The organism is Pseudoalteromonas sp. SaAl2, from assembly GCF_052947895.1.
Genome location: NZ_CM129605.1, coordinates 3,499,287 through 3,519,767 on the forward strand (window position 1 = coordinate 3,499,287; position 20,481 = coordinate 3,519,767).

16 protein-coding genes and 2 pseudogenes are annotated in these 20,481 nt (G+C 39.8%); 2 read left to right on the forward strand and 16 right to left on the reverse strand.

Annotated elements, in window-relative coordinates; all coding sequences use genetic code 11:
• Window positions 1-76: 76 nt before the first annotated feature.
• The 14 genes and pseudogenes from ACU8V8_RS16455 to ACU8V8_RS16520 all read right to left on the reverse strand — a co-directional run bounded on the left by ACU8V8_RS16455 (window position 77) and on the right by ACU8V8_RS16520 (window position 12,309).
• On the reverse strand, window positions 77-499 hold the full coding sequence (locus tag ACU8V8_RS16455) for a F0F1 ATP synthase subunit epsilon (RefSeq protein WP_008112140.1): 423 nt from the start codon (window positions 497-499) through the stop codon (window positions 77-79).
• A 13-nt stretch (window positions 500-512) separates the two neighbouring features.
• Window positions 513-1,898 (reverse strand): F0F1 ATP synthase subunit beta, encoded by a 1,386-nt coding sequence (atpD, locus tag ACU8V8_RS16460; RefSeq protein ID WP_192541261.1) that lies wholly within the window; start codon window positions 1,896-1,898, stop codon window positions 513-515.
• A gap of 33 nt (window positions 1,899-1,931) precedes the next feature.
• Window positions 1,932-2,792: a F0F1 ATP synthase subunit gamma gene (gene atpG, locus ACU8V8_RS16465; protein ID WP_008112136.1), complete on the reverse strand. Its 861-nt coding sequence runs from the start codon at window positions 2,790-2,792 to the stop codon at window positions 1,932-1,934.
• Window positions 2,793-2,851: 59 nt separating this feature from the next.
• On the reverse strand, window positions 2,852-4,393 hold the full coding sequence (gene atpA, locus ACU8V8_RS16470; protein WP_192541262.1) for a F0F1 ATP synthase subunit alpha: 1,542 nt from the start codon (window positions 4,391-4,393) through the stop codon (window positions 2,852-2,854).
• Window positions 4,394-4,407: 14 nt separating this feature from the next.
• A pseudogene (gene atpH / locus ACU8V8_RS16475) lies at window positions 4,408-4,942 on the reverse strand (F0F1 ATP synthase subunit delta).
• A 16-nt stretch (window positions 4,943-4,958) separates the two neighbouring features.
• Complete coding sequence (atpF, locus tag ACU8V8_RS16480; RefSeq protein WP_446888218.1) at window positions 4,959-5,429, reverse strand: F0F1 ATP synthase subunit B; 471 nt, start codon at window positions 5,427-5,429, stop codon at window positions 4,959-4,961.
• 41 nt (window positions 5,430-5,470) lie between these two features.
• Window positions 5,471-5,704, reverse strand: coding sequence for a F0F1 ATP synthase subunit C (gene atpE, locus ACU8V8_RS16485; RefSeq protein WP_010561330.1), 234 nt, complete (start codon window positions 5,702-5,704; stop codon window positions 5,471-5,473).
• Between the two features lie 60 nt (window positions 5,705-5,764).
• Window positions 5,765-6,622 carry a F0F1 ATP synthase subunit A gene (atpB, locus tag ACU8V8_RS16490; RefSeq protein WP_087533918.1) on the reverse strand — a complete coding sequence of 286 codons (858 nt, stop codon included), beginning with the start codon at window positions 6,620-6,622 and terminating at the stop codon, window positions 5,765-5,767.
• Between the two features lie 15 nt (window positions 6,623-6,637).
• Window positions 6,638-7,018, reverse strand: coding sequence for an ATP synthase subunit I (locus tag ACU8V8_RS16495; protein WP_446888219.1), 381 nt, complete (start codon window positions 7,016-7,018; stop codon window positions 6,638-6,640).
• A 143-nt stretch (window positions 7,019-7,161) separates the two neighbouring features.
• The gene (locus ACU8V8_RS16500) at window positions 7,162-8,085 is read right to left on the reverse strand and encodes a ParB/RepB/Spo0J family partition protein (RefSeq protein WP_446888220.1); all 924 of its coding nucleotides are present in this window, start codon (window positions 8,083-8,085) and stop codon (window positions 7,162-7,164) included.
• Window positions 8,086-8,105: 20 nt separating this feature from the next.
• Window positions 8,106-8,891, reverse strand: coding sequence for a ParA family protein (locus tag ACU8V8_RS16505; protein WP_087533915.1), 786 nt, complete (start codon window positions 8,889-8,891; stop codon window positions 8,106-8,108).
• 13 nt (window positions 8,892-8,904) lie between these two features.
• On the reverse strand, window positions 8,905-9,525 hold the full coding sequence (gene rsmG, locus ACU8V8_RS16510) for a 16S rRNA (guanine(527)-N(7))-methyltransferase RsmG (protein ID WP_087533914.1): 621 nt from the start codon (window positions 9,523-9,525) through the stop codon (window positions 8,905-8,907).
• A gap of 15 nt (window positions 9,526-9,540) precedes the next feature.
• Window positions 9,541-11,431, reverse strand: a pseudogene (gene mnmG, locus ACU8V8_RS16515) (tRNA uridine-5-carboxymethylaminomethyl(34) synthesis enzyme MnmG).
• Between the two features lie 422 nt (window positions 11,432-11,853).
• On the reverse strand, window positions 11,854-12,309 hold the full coding sequence (locus ACU8V8_RS16520; protein WP_446888221.1) for a flavodoxin domain-containing protein: 456 nt from the start codon (window positions 12,307-12,309) through the stop codon (window positions 11,854-11,856).
• A gap of 1,206 nt (window positions 12,310-13,515) precedes the next feature.
• Between ACU8V8_RS16520 and ACU8V8_RS16525 the strand changes: the two genes are divergently transcribed.
• Window positions 13,516-14,637 (forward strand): AAA family ATPase, encoded by a 1,122-nt coding sequence (locus ACU8V8_RS16525; RefSeq protein WP_446888222.1) that lies wholly within the window; start codon window positions 13,516-13,518, stop codon window positions 14,635-14,637.
• A complete protein-coding gene (locus tag ACU8V8_RS16530; RefSeq protein ID WP_446888223.1) occupies window positions 14,637-16,823 on the forward strand; it encodes a S8 family peptidase in 2,187 nt (728 codons plus the stop codon). The genes ACU8V8_RS16525 and ACU8V8_RS16530 overlap by 1 nt, the downstream gene beginning before the upstream one ends.
• A gap of 522 nt (window positions 16,824-17,345) precedes the next feature.
• Here ACU8V8_RS16530 and mnmE read toward each other — a convergent pair.
• Both mnmE and yidC read right to left on the reverse strand, forming a co-directional pair.
• On the reverse strand, window positions 17,346-18,710 hold the full coding sequence (gene mnmE / locus ACU8V8_RS16535; RefSeq protein WP_192541272.1) for a tRNA uridine-5-carboxymethylaminomethyl(34) synthesis GTPase MnmE: 1,365 nt from the start codon (window positions 18,708-18,710) through the stop codon (window positions 17,346-17,348).
• 136 nt (window positions 18,711-18,846) lie between these two features.
• Window positions 18,847-20,481, reverse strand: coding sequence for a membrane protein insertase YidC (gene yidC, locus ACU8V8_RS16540; RefSeq protein ID WP_446888224.1), 1,635 nt, complete (start codon window positions 20,479-20,481; stop codon window positions 18,847-18,849).

Genomic DNA, 20,481 nt, shown 5'->3' on the forward strand with positions numbered 1-20,481 from the left:
CAGCTAAATCTTTCAGTGTCATCTATTCAGACACAAAAAAGCCCACATAAAGTGGGCTTTTAAAAACCAGATAGGCTTACTTTTTACGTAATTGCTGAATAACGCGTAGCTGAGCAATTGCTTCAGCTAGTTGCATTGCGGCTTGATTGTAATCAAGCTCAGCAGATGCACCTTTTGCCATTTGGGCTTCAGCGTCACGTTTAGCTTGCTCTGCAGCTTTTTCGTCTAGGTCTTCACCACGAACAGCTGTATCAGCAAGTACGGTCACTATGTTCGGTTGAACTTCTAGTGTACCGCCAGCAATATAGATGAGTTCTTCTTCACCAAATTGCTTAACTAAACGTACCATACCAGGTTTAAGGGCAGTTAGTAGTGGAGCGTGACCAGCATTAACACCTAGTTCACCTTCACTACCACTTACTTGAATAGATTCAACTAAACCAGAAAATAATTTCTCTTCAGCACTTACTACGTCAAGATGTACAGTCATAGCTGCCATACTACCCTCCTAATTACATGCTTTTGGCTTTTTCTTGAGCTTCTTCAATAGAGCCAACCATGTAGAACGCTTGCTCTGGCATATCATCAAACTCACCGTTTAAGATACCTTTGAAGCCTGCAATTGTGTCTTTAAGTGAAACGTATTTACCTGACGCACCTGTAAATACCTCTGCCACGAAGAATGGCTGAGATAGGAAACGTTGGATTTTACGTGCACGAGATACAAGTTGCTTATCTTCGTCAGAAAGCTCGTCCATACCTAGGATCGCAATGATGTCTTTAAGTTCTTTATAACGCTGAAGAACTGTTTGAACGCCACGTGCTGTATCGTAGTGCTCTTGACCAATTACTTGTGGGTCAAGTTGACGTGAAGATGAATCAAGTGGGTCTACCGCAGGGTAGATACCAAGTGAAGCGATATCACGTGAAAGTACTACTGTTGCATCTAAGTGAGCAAACGTTGTTGCTGGAGATGGATCCGTTAAATCATCCGCAGGTACGTATACCGCTTGGATTGAAGTAATTGAACCCGTCTTAGTAGATGCGATACGCTCTTGTAATACACCCATTTCTTCAGCTAGTGTAGGCTGGTAACCTACCGCTGATGGCATACGACCAAGAAGTGCTGATACTTCAGTACCTGCAAGTGTGTAACGGTAGATGTTATCTACGAAGAAAAGTACATCGCGACCTTCGTCACGGAACTTCTCAGCCATAGTAAGACCAGTTAACGCTACGCGTAAACGGTTACCCGGTGGCTCGTTCATCTGACCGTATACAAGCGATACTTTATCAAGTACGTTTGAATCGTTCATTTCATGGTAGAAATCGTTACCCTCACGTGTACGCTCACCAACACCTGCGAATACTGAGTAGCCGCTGTGCTCGATTGCGATGTTACGGATAAGTTCCATCATGTTTACGGTTTTACCAACACCGGCACCACCGAATAAACCAACTTTACCACCTTTAGCGAATGGACATACAAGGTCGATTACCTTAATACCCGTTTCTAAAAGTTCAACTGAGCTTGATTGCTCTTCGTAAGTAGGTGCTGCACGGTGGATAGACATACGCTCGTCTTCACCGATTGGACCTGCTTCATCAATTGGCTCACCAAGTACGTTCATGATACGACCTAGGGTCTTAGTACCAACTGGAACTTGAATTGCTTCGCCTGTGTTTTCTACTGAAGCACCACGACGTAAACCGTCTGTAGTACCTAGTGCGATAGTACGTACCACACCGCCACCTAGCTGCTGTTGAACTTCTAAAGTCAAACCAGCTAAATCGCCATCTGTTACTTTTAGCGCGTCATATACGGCTGGCACGCTGTCTTGTGGAAATTCGATATCCACAACGGCGCCGATAATTTGGACGACCTTACCTAAACTCATGTCTATTCCTCTCGTTAATCTTTGCCTGAAGCATTAAACTGCTGCTGAACCAGAACAAATCTCACTAATTTCTTGTGTGATTGCTGCTTGGCGAGCTTTGTTATATACAAGCTGTAACTCATCCATAAGGTCACCGGCATTATCAGTTGCAGCTTTCATTGCAACCATGCGGGCAGCCTGTTCAGAGGCAGCGTTTTCAACTACACCTTGGTATACTTGAGACTCAATGAAGCGAACTAACAAAGACTCTAAAATAGCCTCTGGGTTTGGTTCATATAAGTAATCCCACGCATGTGTAGATACTTCTTCTTCAGCTTTTGGCAAAGGGAGTAACTGATCTACTATTGGCTCTTGCTTCATGGTATTAACAAAGTTGTTATATACCAGGAATAAACGGTCAATTTTACCTTCAGAGAATGCATCTAGCATTATTTTTACCGGACCAATTACGTCCTGTACTGAAGGCTTATCTCCAAGACCTGCTTTTTTAGCAAGCACTTGACCACCAAAACGTTGAAAGAAGCCAGCTGCTTTACTACCTAAAGTAGCAAAATCAGCATCTACGCCTTTCTCTTTCCACGCTTTAATGTCTAATGCAACTTTCTTAAACTCATTTGAGTTTAAGCCGCCACATAGACCACGGTCAGTAGAGATAACAATATAACCAACTCGTTTTACTTCACGTTCTTCTAAGAACGGGTGAGTAAAATCAAGATTTGCTTGAGCAACACGACCAATCACTTTACGTAATTTTTCAGCGTATGGACGGCTTGAAGCCACTCGTTCTTGCGCCTTTTTCATTTTAGACGCAGCAACCATTTCCATTGCGCTAGTGATCTTTTGAGTATTTTTAATACTGCCGATCTTGCTTTTAATCTCTTTTCCGCTGGCCATGACTCTCTCTCCGAATCAAGGTGTGCTTTAGGATATAAAGCGCACCATTAATAACTAAATTACCAAGTTTGCGTAGACTTACACTTCTCTAGAAGTTCTTTAAGCTGCGCTTCGATCTCGGCGTTGTAGTTACCAGTTTCATTGATTTGAGCCATAAGCTCTGCGTATGTGCTATTTGCGAAAGAAATTAATGCCGCTTCGAAATCCATGATTTTTGAGATTTCGATATCTTGCAAGTAACCTTTCTCAGCTGCGAATAACGACAAAGACATTTCAGCAACAGACATTGGTGCGTACTGTTTCTGCTTCATTAGCTCTGTTACACGCTCACCATGCTCAAGTTGAGCACGAGTAGCATCATCAAGATCAGACGCGAACTGCGAGAACGCAGCTAATTCACGGTACTGAGCTAGGGCTAGACGGATACCGCCACCTAGTTTCTTAACGATTTTAGTTTGTGCAGCACCACCAACACGCGATACCGAGATACCAGCATTTACTGCCGGACGGATACCTGAGTTGAATAAGTCAGTTTCTAAGAAGATCTGACCATCGGTGATAGAGATAACGTTTGTCGGTACGAACGCAGAAACGTCGCCGCCTTGAGTTTCAATGATAGGCAATGCCGTCAATGAACCTGTTTTACCTTTCACTTCACCGTTAGTGAACTTTTCAACGTAATCAGTGTTTACACGTGATGCACGCTCTAAAAGACGCGAGTGAAGGTAGAATACGTCACCTGGGTATGCTTCACGGCCTGGTGGACGCTTAAGTAGCAATGAGATTTGACGGTAAGCAACAGCTTGCTTAGATAAATCATCATATACGATTAATGCGTTTTCACCACGGTCACGGAAGTATTCACCCATAGTACAGCCCGAGAACGGTGCTAAGTACTGAAGTGCCGCAGATTCAGAAGCAGATGCTACAACTACGATAGTATTTGCAAGTGCACCGTGCTCTTCTAATTTACGTACTACATTAGCAATAGTAGATGCTTTTTGACCAACCGCTACGTACACACACTTAACGCCTGTGTCTTTTTGGTTGATGATTGCATCGATTGCTAGTGCAGTTTTACCTGTTTGGCGGTCACCGATAACAAGCTCACGCTGACCACGACCAACTGGGATCATAGCATCGATAGATTTGTAACCAGTTTGTACTGGCTCATCTACTGATTGACGCTCGATTACACCTGGTGCAATTTTTTCTACAGGTTCAAACCCGTCGTTATCTAAAGCGCCTTTACCATCGATAGGAGCACCTAGTGTGTTAACAACACGACCAAGTAGACCCGCACCAACAGGAACTTCTAAGATACGACCAGTTGTGTATACTTTTACGCCTTCTGTAAGGTCAGCGTAAGGACCCATTACTACTGCACCAATTGAGTCACGCTCAAGGTTTAGTGCGATAGCATAACGGTTGCCAGGAAGCTCAATCATCTCACCTTGCATACAGTCAGCTAGACCGTGGATGCGGATGATACCGTCCGTAACAGATACGATAGTACCTTCGTTACGAGCTTCACTTACAACTTCGAACTTCTCAATACGTTGTTTGATCAGATCTGAAATTTCAGTGGAATTAAGTTGCATGCTCTTTTTCCCAATTACGATTGTAGTGTTGTGGCTAAGCGATTTAATTTACCGCGTAAAGAGCCGTCAATTACAGTGTCACCCGCCTTAATAATAAGGCCGCCAACTACTGTAGCGTCTTCACTACAATTCAGCTTAACTTTGCGTGCGAAACGTTTTTCAAGTGCCGCTACCAGTGATTCTTGCTGCGCTGCAGCAAGAGGTGTTGCCGAAATCACATCAATATCGATTTCTTTTTTCATAATCTGCTTTTAAAGCAGAAAATAAATGAGCAACTTCAGGTAGTGCAATCAAACGTCCATTTTCAGCCATCACCTTAACTAGGTTCTGACCTTGTTCGTTGAGCTGCTCACCACATAAGTTAATAAATAACTCAGCTTGTGCAGTAGCAGTAGGCAATCCAGCTAAAATGGTAGATGCCTGTTCATTGCTGGCAACGTGGCCAGCAAAGAACAACATGTCATTCCAGCTATCAATAGCGCCTTTTTCAACGGCAAGTTCAAAAGCCGCTTTAGCGTATGGGCGAGCGATAGTAGTCAATTCAGACATGCTCATACCCTCCTAATTACAGCTCAGCGACAAGTTTTTCAACGATGTCACTATGTGCGGCTTGATTGATTTCGCGCTCTAAAATTCTTTCTGCGCCAACCACTGCCAGAGTTGCTACTTGCTTACGTAGCTCTTCTGTCACACGGTTACGCTCTGATTCAATTTCAGAGTGCCCTTGAGCAATAATTTTTTCACGCTCTTGCTGACCACGAACAGTTTCTTCGTCAACAATTAGCACGGCACGCTTTTTAGCTTGTTCAATGATATCTGCCGCTTGAGCCTTTGCATCTTTAAGCTGTTCTGCAGCTTTCTGTTGCGCTAGTTCTAAGTCTTTCTCGGCTCTATCAGAGGCAGCTAAACCATCTTCGATTTTCTTTTGGCGAGCTTCAATTGCACCGTTTAGTGGTGGCCATACGAACTTCATACAGAAAAGTACGAACACCGTAAATGCAATTAATTCACCGATAAGAGTGGCGTTTAAGTTCACAACCGCTCCTCCTTAAATAGTAAGCTGTTCAAAAAATAAAATTAAAGTACGAACAACAATACCATCGCGATACCAACACCAATCATTGCTACAGCATCGATTAGACCAGCTAGGATGAACATCTTAACTTGTAGTGAAGGAGCAAGTTCAGGTTGACGTGCACATGCTTCTAGGAATTTACCACCCATGTTACCGAAGCCGATTGCAGTGCCGATTGCACCAAAACCGATAAGTAAAGCTACAGCGATATACTTAAGACCGATCATTAGTTCCATTTTTTTCTCCAAAGTTTCAATTGTAAATTAAAGTTAAAAGTAAAATTGTAAATATAGTAATTAGTGATTATCCGAACTTGCCATGCTTAGGTATACGATTGTTAGCATCATAAATACGAATGCTTGCAATACAATTACCAAGATATGGAATACAGCCCACACAAAGTGCAACGGTAGTTGCATTAAACCTATAGCACCTATAAGGATGAAGATTAACTCACCTGCATATAAGTTACCGAACAAACGCAGAGCCAGTGAAAATGGCTTAGAAACCAATGCTATAAGCTCTAGTAATAGGTTGAATGGGATTAAAAGAATCTGCATAGCTGTATTGTTTGAACTAAACGGGTGAAGTGTTAGTTCTTTAATAAAACCACCGATACCTTTGATTTTAATTGAGTAACCGATCATCAATAAGAAAACACCTAGCGCTAACGCAGCTGTTAAGTTGATGTCAGTAGTAGGTACGATTTTCATGTATACGTCGTGTGAATCCATACCAAATGCAGTTTCGCCAACAACACCAGCAAATGCAGGTAGAAAATCAACTGGTATTAAATCCATTAAGTTCATTAAGAATATCCACACGAATATTGTTAATGCTAATGGTGCAATAAGCTTGCTCTTACCGTGGAAGGTATCGCGTACGTTGTCGCCAACGAACTCTACGATCATTTCAATAAAACATTGAAATTTACCTGGTACACCCAGTGTTGATTTTTTAGCGGCACTACGGAAGATCCATAAAAATATAAGACCTAAACCGATAGACCATGCGAGGGTATCTACATGCCATGTCCAGAAACCACTGTCCGTACATGCTTTATTGAAGGCAAGACCAGCATCGGTCGAGCACATCTTAGCATTGGTTAAGTGGTGCTGAATATGGCTAGATAGAGTAACTTCTTCTGCAGCCATGTTATATCCCAAAAGTTAATGTTTAAAAAAAACGGGTGCGAACAATCCAGTTAATAACACCAGTACATAGATACTAAAAAAAGGTAATAAAATTACCGAAAAATGCTTAAGTACTAGTGCAAACAATATGATTGTCAGCAAAAATTTTAGTGCGTTGCCTCGTTTTAGCGAGGAATACGCTTGATTTACCTTACTTGCACCCATATACCTGAATGCATAGATGGCAAATACACAGTGGGGAAGTACTGCTACAGCGCCTCCAGCTAATGCTGAGAGCCCGGCTTCTACTCCCCAACCGATGAAAACAATTATGGCAGCAACCAATGCTACACTACCTTGCAAACAGATTAATTTAAATGCAGCCAATTGATAAGGCGCTGCTAACTTATTAGTCACGTTTAGTTAACCTTATTAGCGTTCTATTTGTCAGGGTATGAAAACTGGCGAAATTATACTGAATCCTACCAGTTTTGCAACTTGAGTCGGTGTATTGTGGTGCAAAAAATGAGACAATTGTCTCATTTTGGACATGATATTAATTAATGCTGGGAATAGTCTTGGTTTATACGGTTTAAAATCCCGTCTAACTCATCAAGGTTAGTGTAAGAAATAACCAAGTTACCTTTACCTTTTTTGTTGTAGTTAATTTCCACTTTTGCGCCTAAGTTATCTGCTAATTGCAGTTCTAACTGTTTGACATCTGGATCTTTTTCTACAATTTCTTTTTTAGGCGCAGGCTCTAAAATTGAACGGACTAATTTTTCAGTTTCGCGTACCGTTAATGCTTTAGCAACTGCCAATCGAGCAGCGTCTGATTGAGGTTCACCTTCTAGGGCTAATAAACAACGTGCATGGCCCATTTCTATATCACCATGTTCTAACAATATTTTAACATCGTCATTTAAATTATTTAAACGCAGTAAATTGGTCACTGTTGTACGTGATTTACCTACAGCATCAGCCACTTGTTGATGAGTTAATTCAAATTCGTTGAGTAAGCGGTTTAATGCAATGGCTTCTTCCATGGCATTTAAATCTTCTCGCTGAATATTCTCAATCAGTGCAATGGCTACAGCCGCTTCATCTGGTACGTCTTTAATAATACAGGGTACAAACTCAAGCTTAGCAAGTTGCGCTGCACGCCAGCGTCGCTCACCAGCGATAATTTCGTAACTATTTTGTGCAATAGGGCGAACAACAATTGGTTGAATAATACCTTGCGATCGAATCGAGCTTGCTAATTCTTCCAGCGCTTCTTCTGACATATCTTTACGCGGCTGGTATTTACCCGAATGTAAAAACTCAATAGCTAACTTTTGTAATTCACTTTTTGGCTGTTCTAAGGCAGCTGTATCCACCGTAGGCACACTATCTTGAACACTTTCTGTTTGGTTTGGTGCTGGTTTTGATGAACTAAGTAAAGCATCGAGTCCTCGGCCTAAACCGCGTTTTTTAGCAGACATGTTATTTTTTTACCTCAAAGTTAGGCGACAATAGGAGATGTTTTTTCTTTTCTGCGTAACATTTCACCGGCAAGTGCTAAATAGGCTTTAGCGCCACTTGATGCCCGGTCATAATACATGGCTGGAGCACCAAAACTAGGGGCTTCAGCTAAACGAACATTACGAGGGATCACTGTACGGTATACTTTATCACCAAAGTGTTGTTTTAATTGCTCAGATACATCATTAGCTAAACGATTTCGCGGATCATACATAGTGCGCAAAATACCTTCAATTTGTAATTTAGGGTTTACCAGTTTTGCTAATTGGGTGATGGTATCCATTAAAGCGGTTAAACCTTCAAGAGCATAATACTCACACTGCATAGGCACTAAAATAGAGTCAGCAGCGGCCATTGCATTAACGGTCAACATGTTTAATGAAGGTGGGCAGTCTATAAAGATAAACTCGTATTGATCTGATATTTTTTCAAGTGCATTTCGCAAACGGACTTCGCGAGCAAACAATTCCATTAATTTAACTTCAGCCGCAGTCACATCACCATTCGCGGCGATTAAATGATACTCGCCTGATGTTTCTTTACAGACAACATCATCAATCGGCTTATCTTCGATTAATAAGTCATAGATAGTGGCAACATCACTGTATTTATCGATACCGCTACCCATGGTTGCGTTACCTTGCGGATCTAAATCGATTAATAGCACTTTGCGTTTTGTTGCCGCCATTGAAGCTGCTAAATTTACAGCTGTAGTGGTTTTACCCACGCCGCCTTTTTGATTTGCTATTGCGATGACTTTTGCCACAGTGCTCTGATCCCTAGTCTTTAGAAAGAATAATTAAATGTCTTTGTGCATCTAACTCTGGAACTTCCAATGCTATTTTTTGCTCAAATTTAATGCCAGCAGGTAATGATTCTAGCTCGTCACTAGGAAAAACACCTTTTAATGCTATAAATTTACCTGAATGATCAATCAAGTGCGAACACCAGTCAACCATATCTTGTAATGAAGCAAATGCGCGGCTTAAAACACCATCTAATCTAACACTTGGTTGATATTCTTCAACTCTAGACTGAACTGGGGTTACATTTTTAAGGCCTAACTCATGTTTAACTTGCATTAAAAAACGTACGCGTTTGCCTAAGCTATCTAATAACACAAACTGAGTATCAGGTAACGCAATTGCTAATACAATACCAGGTAAGCCAGGGCCCGTTCCAACATCAATATAATGATGACCGGGTAGGTGAGGTGCAACAACTAAGCTATCCATGATGTGTTTTATCATCATTTCTTCAGGCATTCGCACTGAGGTTAAGTTATATGCTTTGTTCCATTTGTTAAGTAGCTCAACATATTGAACAAGTTGTTGCTGTTGTTTTTCGGTTAGCGCAATATCAGTTTGCGCTAACAAAGAGGTCAATTGTTGCTGTAACACAGTATTCCTTAATTATTACGCAATTTTACGTAACAAGCCTTGCTTCTTTAGATACACTAATAATAGCGAAATAGCTGCAGGGGTGATACCAGAAATACGCGATGCTTGGCCAATGGTATCCGGACGCGCCTCTGTTAACTTAGCAACAACTTCATTTGATAACCCCGAAACAGTCGAATAATCATAATCTTTTGGCAATACAGTTTCTTCATGACGCAGTTGTTTGTTGATCTCATCTTGCTGGCGTGCAATGTAGCCTGCATATTTAGTATGGATCTCAACTTGCTCAAGTGCCAGTGCATTATCAAACTCAGATCCGAGGCCATCAATAGCCATAAGATCGTTATAACGAATTTCAGGACGACGCAGAAGATCTTCTAAACTAGCTTCACGCACTAAAGGTGTTTTAAGCAAACTGTTTACTTGATCAATAACAGCGTGATCTTTGTGGATCCAGGTTTCTTTTATACGTTGTGATTCTTTGGCGATCACATCCATTTTTTCATTAAATGACTGCCAACGCTCGTCATTAACAAGACCTAACTCACGACCTTTTGCAGTCAAACGAATATCAGCATTATCTTCACGTAGTAATAAACGGTACTCAGCGCGACTAGTAAACATACGGTATGGTTCTTTAGTACCGAGTGTTGTTAAGTCATCAATAAGTACACCCACATAGGCTTCGTCACGACGTGGTGTCCAAGGCTCTTTACCTTGAACTTGTAATGCCGCATTCATGCCGGCTATTAATCCTTGTGCACCGGCTTCTTCATAACCTGTGGTGCCATTGATTTGGCCAGCAAAGAATAAACCATCAATAAATTTAGTTTCGAGCGATTTTTTTAAATCACGAGGATCAAAAAAATCATATTCAATAGCATAGCCCGGACGACAAATATGAGCATCTTCAAAACCGGCAATGGATTGCACAATCTCTAGTTGTACATCAAAAGGCAAGCTTGTTGAAATACCGTTTGGATAAAGCTCGTAAGAAGTAAGGCCTTCAGGCTCAACAAAGATTTGGTGCTTGTCTTTATCTGCAAAACGAACAATTTTATCTTCTATAGAAGGGCAGTAACGTGGGCCAATACCTTCGATCACACCTGAATACATAGGTGAACGATGTAAATTATTGCGGATCACATCATGCGTTTTTTCATTGGTATAGGTGATATAGCATGGGATCTGTTGCGGATGATCTGATTGCTTTCCTAAAAATGAAAATACCGGTGTAGGCGCATCCCCTGGTTGCTCTTGCATTTTGCTAAAGTCAACTGTACGCGCATCAATACGTGGTGGAGTACCCGTTTTTAAACGATCAACACGAAATGGTAGCTCACGTAAGCGATCGGCTAATGCAATTGAAGGTGGATCACCAGCTCTGCCACCTTTAAAATTCTCAAGGCCAATATGAATTTGACCACCAAGGAAAGTACCAACGGTCAATACAACAGAAGGCGCGCTAAAGCGTAATCCCATTTGGGTAACTACACCTTTAACTTGATTATTTTCAACAATAAGATCATCACACGATTGTTGAAAGATCTTTAAGTTAGCTTGGTTTTGTAAAATATCTTGGATAGCAGCTTTATAAAGAGCGCGATCAGCTTGTGCACGAGTTGCACGAACCAGCAGGGCCTTTAGATGAATTTAATGTACGAAATTGGATCCCACCTTTATCAATAGCTTGCGCCATTGCGCCACCTAGAGCATCAATTTCTTTTACCAGGTGACCTTTGCCAATCCCACCGATTGCTGGGTTACATGACATTTGACCAAGAGTATCCATATTGTGAGTTAGCAGCAGGGTGCTCATACCCATTCGTGCAGCAGCAAGCGCAGCTTCTGTACCAGCGTGTCCACCACCAACAACAATAACATCAAAATTTTCGTGAAAAATCATTTCAGGATCCTACTTAAATCAACCAGCAAACTACCAAGGGGAACGTATTCTACCTATAAATTGACAGAAGATAAATGATTAAACTCTCGCCAAGATCTAAGTAAGTGATCTCTAATAATATAAAGGATCTTTTAAAGAGATCTTTTATTTCTATTACTACTAGTGATCGCCATTTCTGTTGATAAGGTTTAGTTTATAATTAAAAACATGAAGTTAGATCCGATCTAAAGGTGTTTATATGATCGGATCAAGGTAGATATAAGCTCTGATCAAAAAGGCTATTTATGCACAGGGGGTTTAACTTCGGATCTTATCCAATGGATAACACCCCTTTAAAACGCAATTAGATCATAGCTTATCCACAATCCGATCTAAATTATAGATAAATTGTGTATAACTTTAGCTGGTGGACTTATATTAGATCACTGTGTTTTAAGGTTGTTTATTTCGATCCACTCAGGTAACCAGGCTAAAGCAGTGTCTTCTGGTAGCTCTTCATCCAAAATATTCAGTTCTAACCTTGCTGCTGTACACTCAGCTCCTTTACTTATAAGTAGTTGTTCTAAATTACGACCAGCTAGGTTGTAGGTATCGTAACTGGTATCACCGAGACCAATAACACTGAATTTTAGTCCTTTTAGATCATCAACTTGGTTAAGATCATTAATAAAGGGTAATAGGTTTTCAGGGTAGTCACCCGCACCATATGTTGAGGTGCATAATAGCCAAATAGTGTTTGCTTGATCTATTTGTGAAAAGTCAGGTTGATCATGTACTTCAGTGGTGATCCCTTGCGATATTAACTGCTCGGCTAGTTGTTCACCTACATATTCTGCAGATCCCATTTGACTACCGATAATAATGTTTACTGAATACATGTTTTTCTTGATCGCTTTCCTGCTAGATTTGATGGTTATGATAAACAAGTTTATTGTGCAGTAAAGTAGATAATCGATCTTTGTATAAGTTTTTATGGTGTAAAACTATACAACAAAATTAATGATGCATTAAGTTTATGATTTTGTTATATAAAATAATATATTCCTAATTGTAATCTTATGATCAAGCTGTTGATAAATAGTAAGAAAGCTCTGTTCTTTAATTATGTTATTGCCAGTTATATGGCCTAAGCTTTTGATCTTTAATTTCGTCGTTAATCTTAATTACGATTTTTTAAGTGCTTTGACGCTCTATATTTGATTGTGGATAGAAAGCTTGTTGATAACGATCATTTTGTTAGGCTATGGATTTTAATAAAACTGAAAATTTATTAGTAATCGACTTAAAATTACAAATTAAGTGCATTTTTGTGGTTTTATTGAACAAACCCGAGGGGCGTAGCTAAAATTAATTAGTTATTTATTCCTCGTTCAGCTAAATAAGGCTCGATCAGCAGCAATTGTGGATAACAAATTTTACAGATCGAGATCTAAAGCAGTATTAATTGGTTGTTTTTGGCTTTTTGAGTGTAAGTTTTTTATAGTTTTCAGGTAACAGCTTCGCATGTATTAGCAAAAATTGTGCTAATCCATGTTGATTTAAAGATACTGACACGAACTTTGTTCACCATTTTCTTTGCACGAGCTAGTGCAATCTTCTCCTGTAATACTTTTCCACCAGCTTATCAGTTGTTAAAAACGATACCCTCATTTGTTCATTTTACCTTCCTTGTGAGTTTAAAAAAGCTAACGGGTCTAAAGCAACAAAGCTGAGCTGTGTGATTTCTGTTGAAATACAGCGCGAACTACAGTGGTTTATATTTGTGTTGTTTATAGGGGGTGGTCGTGTGATCCATAATGCTGCGAATGCAGCTCCCAGAAAAGTGTTGCGGGCAGTGAAATACGCCCTTTTTTTGATGCTCATTTCGAGCGAGTTCAATATTAAAATTATCACAGTGATCAGAGGTTGCAACACCTTTTTAAGGCGGATTGGGTGTCGAGGCATCATGAGCTGTGGCCTCGACGGACGACTCAAGTGAAAGTAGCCTATAAACTTACTTTTATTTTATATGTATGTTTATTTAAGAGGAATATTGGTTTATTTTGTTGTACAATAAGTTAATTAATTTCTTGTTCTGGTTAATAATGAAGTATTTTAATGAAATATCTCATATCGTTCGTGGCGCAATGAGTGAAGATAAAGTTTTGGTTACAGCTTACACTCAACAGTTGATCGAAAAGCTATCCAAAGAAGGTGAAAAGTTAGCTGCAAAGGGATTAAGTGATAATATCTCTAGCCTTACAGCTAAAACTAAAGCAGCATCATTTTCGTTAACTAAGTTAGACAGGCCTGTTCCTGTTGAAAAAGATAATAGATTTTCCTTAGCTGATAAAACAACACCAAGCATTGAAGATTCACTCGTTTTTCTTTCTAATGAGAATGAAAAAACAGTAGATGCATTTATTGAGTATCTGCATAAAAAGGACAAGTTAAAAGCTGTTGGAATTCCATTAAACCCAACTCTTTTACTACACGGCCAACCAGGAACAGGTAAGAGCAAACTAGCTAATTTTCTGGCTGCAAAACTTGATCTTCCATTAGTTACTGCAAGAGCTGATGCCTTGATATCATCTTATTTGGGCTCTACATCTAAAAACATTCGTTTATTATTAGAATATGCTCAAAATGAGCCTTGTGTTCTATTTCTTGATGAGTTTGATGCTATTGCCAAAGCTCGAGACGACAAAAATGAGATTGGTGAGTTAAAGCGTGTAGTCGTGAGTCTATTACAAAATATAGATAATTTGGGTGATACTGTTTTGGTTGCTGCAACTAATCACGTTCATTTGCTAGATCCAGCAGTAGGAAGGCGCTTTCATTACAAACTTGAATTAATACCTCCAAAAGAGAGGGAAAGAAGAAGGTTAATTGAATCAATATTTCAAAATTTTGATATCGACATGGGCGTATTTGATATTTGTGTTAAAGCTTCAGAAGGTATGACTGGTGCTGAGATTGAAATAGCTGCATTTGAGTATTTGAGGCATGTAGTAATAAATGATGAGCTTCCCTCGTATTTAGGATTATTGAAAGAGCTACTTATGGTGAGCCACATATGGTTAAACTTTAATGATCTAGAATCGAAGCAGACCTCAATACCTAGATTAAAAGCTGTTAACCCAAGTATATTTACTGGAAAACTATTAGCTGAACTGTGGGGGGTTTCTCCTAGTTACATCAGCAAATTACTTAAGGAAAACAAATAATGAGTAAAGGGAAAAATCCGATAAAGCATGTTGAGTTTTCAGCTGAAGACTACTACCAACCAGAAGTAAATGGTGGAGGTAGTAACGCTCCTTTAAAAAAAGTTAGTGATGATTTTAGAGAAGAGTTAGTTAGTTCACTTACTTCAATAAAAAAGAGCCTATCATCAAGTAATTTAGATGTATGTACTGCTGTAGTAGAGCTAGAAGATAATGCTATTGCAAAGTCTCATCGGCCAACAGATATATTCAACGAACGAACATGCCCTTTTTTTGGGGATGCTGGTTATGGGAATATGTTGATTGAGGTACATAGTTCTGGTTTAAATAAGCTCGAGGGAGAAATATATAGCATTAATACTAAGAACGGTATTAAAGCTTTGTCTGCAATAAAAACAATCAAAGCATATACGGCTCCAATCTCAGTCCCTGAAGACAAAAGTGATGGAATTATCGTTCGTTTGTTTCGGTATTCTGCAGAAAAGCTAAATCAAAAAGTAGATGCAGATTTTGAATTGACACTAAATCACCTTGAATGTGAATGGGAAAAGCATCGCTCTGAATCTGTAAGATTATATAAAGTAAGCTCAAATGTAGAGCGTTTGTTAGAGAAACTTCCTAATATCGTAACAGTTCAAAGTGCCATTGTATCTAATAGTATTATTATTCAACCAATGGAAAACTCTGGTGTTACACCTTCACCCGCAGATATTAAATCCCCTGACCCTTTAGTAAATTACCCTGTAGTAGGGGTCGTTGATAGTGGCGTAAGTCAGAATTGTGCTCCGTTAACTGATTGGGTAATAAGCCAAAAGAAGACCGTTCCTGAAGCCTTAAGGGATTTAAATCATGGTACATTTGTTAGCGGTATGATTACTAACAGTTACTTATTCAATCAAGACCCTAGATTTCCTACATGCCAATCAAAAGTCGTCAGTGTAGAAGTACTTGGTAATAATGTTGGTGACATTTATAACATAGTGAATTCTATGTATGAAACGGCTGAAGAACACCCTGAAATTAAGGTCTGGAATTTATCATTAGGCACCAGTGAACCTGTATCTCAGACTGAGATATCGGCTATGGCATTAATGTTAGATGAGTTTCAAGATAAATATAACTGCTTATGTATTATTGCAGCTGGAAACTATTGTGATTCACCAAGAGTATGGCCTCCTACGACTAAATTAAACGATGGTGTTTCTAGTCCGGGCGATTCAGTTAGAGGTTTAACAATAGGCTCAATTGCACATGTAGACGGTGTTGTTAAAAATGAGGAACCATCACCATTTTCCAGAAAAGGTCCCGTATCAAATTATGTGCAGAAACCGGACTTAGTTCACTTTGGTGGTAATCAATTAGTTGTGGGTGGCAATCCAATAGCACTAGGCGTGAATTCTATATGCCCTTATGGCAATAAACGAAACGATATAGGGACGAGTTATGCAACACCTATCATATCTAGCCTAGCTGCAAATTTATTCCAAGAACTTGGAGAGCGCGCTACGCCTAATTTGGTTAAAGCGCTTCTTATACATAATGCGAATAAATCATTTGGCTGTAACGTAATTGATGAACATCGCCCATACTATGGATGGGGACTCCCACAAGATATTACAGAGATCTTAAGTGTTGCCGACTATGAAACAACATTAGCTTTCGAGGGGCATGCTCAAAAAAGTTTCGAAGTTGAGAAACTACCATTTCCTATACCTGATTGTCTTAGGACTGAAGATGGAAAGGTTAGAGGTGAATTTTTTATGACGCTAGTATATCAACCTGACCTTGATCCAAATCAGGCATTTGAATACTGCCAGTTAGATGTAAAAGTTGGATTTGGTGAAATAGACAAGGAAGGAAAGTTTACTTCTAGAATACCTCCAAAAAATGACTCCCATTTGTATGAAGAAGACTTAGTGAAAAACGGTGACAAGTGGTCACCAATAAAAGTTTATCAGAAGAGCTTCCCTAGAGGTGTCAATATTGAAAATTGGCGTTTAAGAATTAAGGTTTTAGATCGAGACGGCTACGAGGCAAAGGGGGTTCAAATCCCGTTCACTTTACTACTTACAATCCGAGACATTGACAAAGAGCAGCCTGTATATAATGAAATGATTAATTTGATGGATGCTTATAACTGGGAAGTATCAGATCTGGTAATTGATCAGCAAGTACCTTTACAACTATAAAAAATGAGAAAAGCGAACGTAAATTATTAGTTGAATTAGTGGTCTACACATATCTATATGTGTAACCACTCCTTTCAAATCCTGTAAAGCCATAAATCAGAACCCCGCAAGCGGGACCCCTTTGCTTCGCAACCCTTCGGGCTATTTCTAGCTTGACTGACTTTTCTCTGCGTAGTGAAGGTTATTCTAGAGGTATGCTGCGCTCTGAGGGGCAAGCACTCGATGTTTTCACATATTCTGGATACAACTGGCTTTTCAAATAAAGCGGGAAGGTAAATAAGCCTATATTTATCTGTTTCCCTAATCTAATCTTCTTTATTAAAATAGACTTGGTAGGGTGCTCATCGGCTCTTTTACTTTCGAACCTTAATAATTTCCTATTTGGTGGATCAGTAATGGTTATGACAAAGAGGTCGATGGGCCATTCGAGGCCCATATTATGAAACTAAAGAAAGACTTAAAAGCTATTAAATTTATCAATAAATTAGGTTATTAACTTAATTTAGGTGTTGGTTTACCTTGTTATTTACCGATACAGAATGAGCTAAATATTTTTCCGAGCAGGTCATCAGAAGTAAATTCGCCAGTAATCTCATTGAGGTAATGCTGCGTTAAACGCAGCTCTTCTGCTAAGATTTCACCAGCAATATGCATCTCTAATTGGTCTTTACCTGTATGCAAATGATGGGCGGCATTGTCTAATGCATCTAAATGACGACGACGTGCCATAAAACCACCTTCCGTTGCGCCATCAAACCCTATACATGCCTTTAAGTGAGTACGAACTAACTCTATACCATCAGCATTTTTAGCACTGAGACTTATCACAGGATATTGCTGGTTTTCACTCATACCTACTTCATCGCCTGATAAATCAGCCTTATTTCGGATCACCGTCACCCCCATACCGTCTGGAAGCTTAGCCATAAACTCCGGCCAAATTGCATGTGGGTCGGTATCTGTGGTGTCTGTACCATCGAGCATAAATAACACTCGGTCAGCTTGGTTTATTTCATCCCAGGCACGCTCAATACCGATTTGTTCGACTCGGTCTGGGCTTTCACGTAGGCCGGCGGTGTCAATAATATGTAGTGGCATACCATCAATGTGGATATGTTCTCTCAGTACGTCACGCGTTGTGCCGGCAATCTCAGTGACAATGGCGGCTTCTCTACCTGCTAAGGCATTAAGTAAGCTTGATTTACCTGCATTAGGGCGCCCAGCAATAACAACACGCATACCTTCGCGCATAATACTGCCTTGTTTGGCTTGATTGGTGACATTGTAAAGCTGCTCTATTATGGCATTTAAATCACCTGAGACTTTACCGTCTGATAGAAAGTCGATTTCTTCATCAGGAAAATCAATGGCTGCTTCAACGTACATACGCAGGTGAATTACTTTTTCTACGAGCGTCTCAATATGCTTTGAAAATTCACCTTGAAGCGATTGTAAGGCGCTTTTAGCTGCTTGCTCACTGGTTGCATTTATTAAATCAGCAATGGCCTCAGCTTGGGTTAAATCCATTTTATCGTTCATGAAGGCACGTTCTGAAAATTCACCCGGCTTAGCAAGTCGTACGCCGTCTATCTGGCTTATTTCTTTTAATAGCATATCTAGCACTACCGGGCCACCGTGGCCTTGTAACTCAAGTACATCTTCGCCGGTAAATGAGTTAGGGCCCGCAAAGAAAATAGCAATACCTTGATCAAGCTGTTTACCTGCAAGGCTGTTAAACGGCACATAGTCGGCATAGCGTACTTTAGGGCAACGACCAATAATTTGCTCTGCAACACTTTTTGCTAAGCTACCTGAAACGCGAATAATACCTACACCACCACGTCCTGGCGCGGTTGCTTGGGCTGCAATTGTATCTTGATTGATCATGCTAATAATTTGCCAACTAAATGAATAACGATATGTGCGTATTGTAACCTATGGATTTATTTGTAGCGAATAGCTGTGCTGAAAAACAGGCAATAAAAAAGGCGACCTAAGTCGCCTTTTTCAGTAATAAGGTTTGTTAGCCCCTTACTTTTATTCCTTGCTTTTCCATTCCGCGGTAAATATAGAGCATTTGCGCGATTGAAATAAGGTTAGACACTAACCAGTAAAGTACTAGGCCAGACTGGAACCATAAGAAGAACACAGAGAAGATTACAGGCATGTAAGTCATCATCTTTTGCTGCATCGGATCAGTCACTGTCATTGGTTGTAGCTTTTGGGTAATAAACATACTTGCACCAAATAATATTGGCAGGATGAAGTATGGGTCTTTCGCTGATAAGTCAGTTAACCAAAATATAAATTCAGCATGACGTAGTTCTGTTGATTCTAAGAATACATAGAACAAACCTAAGAAGATTGGCATCTGTAGCAAAATAGGGAAGCAGCCACCCATAGGGTTAACTTTTTCTTTGCGGTACATTTCCATCGTTGCTTGACCGAATTTTTGACGGTCATCACCATACTTTTCTTTAAGTGCAGCCATTTTAGGCTGTAGCGCACGCATCTTCGCCATTGAGGTGTATTGTGCTTTAGTAAGTGGGTACATTAGTGATTTTATAATAACTGTAATAGCGATAATCGCTAGACCCCAGTTACCTAAAATACCGTACAACCATTTTAGTAATACAAATAATGGTTGTGAGATAAACCATAACCAACCGTAATCCACTGTTAAATCTAGGTTAGGGTGAATCGCTTCTAATGTATCAGACTCTTTCGGGCCCATGTAGTACGTTGCACCAATGGTAGTTTGTTGGTTAGCTTGAATATTTACCGGCTCACCTTTAGTACCTATGATGGCAGCATTACCTGATGCGATTAAACTGTAAAGGGTGTTTTGTTGTTCTTGTTCAGGTACCCAAGCACTTACAAAGTAATGCTGAATAAAGGCAACATAACCACCTTGGGTATTGATACTTAGGTTTTTATCAGCCATGTCTGAAAAGCTATACTTTTCATATTTTTCTTCGCTAGAGCCGTAAGCAGCACCTAAGTAGTTTTGGTCAACTAAGTTGCCTTTTTCTTGAACTGTACGCTTAATTTGTGTGTAAAGCTGTACTTGAATCGGCTCAGCTGTGGCGTTGTTTACGTTGTATTCTAGAGCAACATCGTACTGACCTTTTTTGAATACATAGGTTTTAGTAAACGTAACACCTTTGCTATCAGTAAACGTTAAAGGAACACGAAGTTCATCACCCTCAAGGGTAAAGCTTTTTTGTTCAGTGCTGTAAACTGGGCGACCTTCTTTTGAAGCGTCAGGGCCATTTAAACCAATTAAGCCACTTTGTGAGAAGTATTGATTGCCATCAAACTCACCTAAAAGCATAAATGGTGTTTCTTCACCTTTTACTTCTTCATATTGGAGTAGGTCTGATTCAACAATATCACCACCGCGGGTATCAATTTTTACAGTGAATACGTCTGTTGTAACTTCGATTACTGAACGTTTTGCACTGGTTGCTGCAGTTGGTAAATCACCATCTGTAGATGAAGGTACATAATCATCAGAATCAGGTGAGTTAGATTGTAGTGTTTGTGTGTTGGCACTAGGATCGGCTTTAGGTGCGTTGTAGTCGTTATTCCATTCTTGGAACAATAAAAACGATACAAGCATCAAACCGATGAATAAAAACGTGCGTTGCGATTCCAT

Coding starts and splice junctions, on each gene's coding strand:
- ACU8V8_RS16500 (WP_446888220.1), bottom strand. CDS start 8,085: ATGTCTGCTAAAAAACGCGGTTTAGGCCGAGGACTCGATGCTTTACTT.
- ACU8V8_RS16520 (WP_446888221.1), bottom strand. CDS start 12,309: ATGTATTCAGTAAACATTATTATCGGTAGTCAAATGGGATCTGCAGAA.
- yidC (WP_446888224.1), bottom strand. CDS start 20,481: ATGGAATCGCAACGCACGTTTTTATTCATCGGTTTGATGCTTGTATCG.
- ACU8V8_RS16455 (WP_008112140.1), bottom strand. CDS start 499: ATGGCAGCTATGACTGTACATCTTGACGTAGTAAGTGCTGAAGAGAAA.
- ACU8V8_RS16530 (WP_446888223.1), top strand. CDS start 14,637: ATGAGTAAAGGGAAAAATCCGATAAAGCATGTTGAGTTTTCAGCTGAA.
- atpD (WP_192541261.1), bottom strand. CDS start 1,898: ATGAGTTTAGGTAAGGTCGTCCAAATTATCGGCGCCGTTGTGGATATC.
- atpB (WP_087533918.1), bottom strand. CDS start 6,622: ATGGCTGCAGAAGAAGTTACTCTATCTAGCCATATTCAGCACCACTTA.
- atpG (WP_008112136.1), bottom strand. CDS start 2,792: ATGGCCAGCGGAAAAGAGATTAAAAGCAAGATCGGCAGTATTAAAAAT.
- mnmE (WP_192541272.1), bottom strand. CDS start 18,710: ATGATCAATCAAGATACAATTGCAGCCCAAGCAACCGCGCCAGGACGT.
- ACU8V8_RS16525 (WP_446888222.1), top strand. CDS start 13,516: ATGAAGTATTTTAATGAAATATCTCATATCGTTCGTGGCGCAATGAGT.
- atpE (WP_010561330.1), bottom strand. CDS start 5,704: ATGGAACTAATGATCGGTCTTAAGTATATCGCTGTAGCTTTACTTATC.
- atpA (WP_192541262.1), bottom strand. CDS start 4,393: ATGCAACTTAATTCCACTGAAATTTCAGATCTGATCAAACAACGTATT.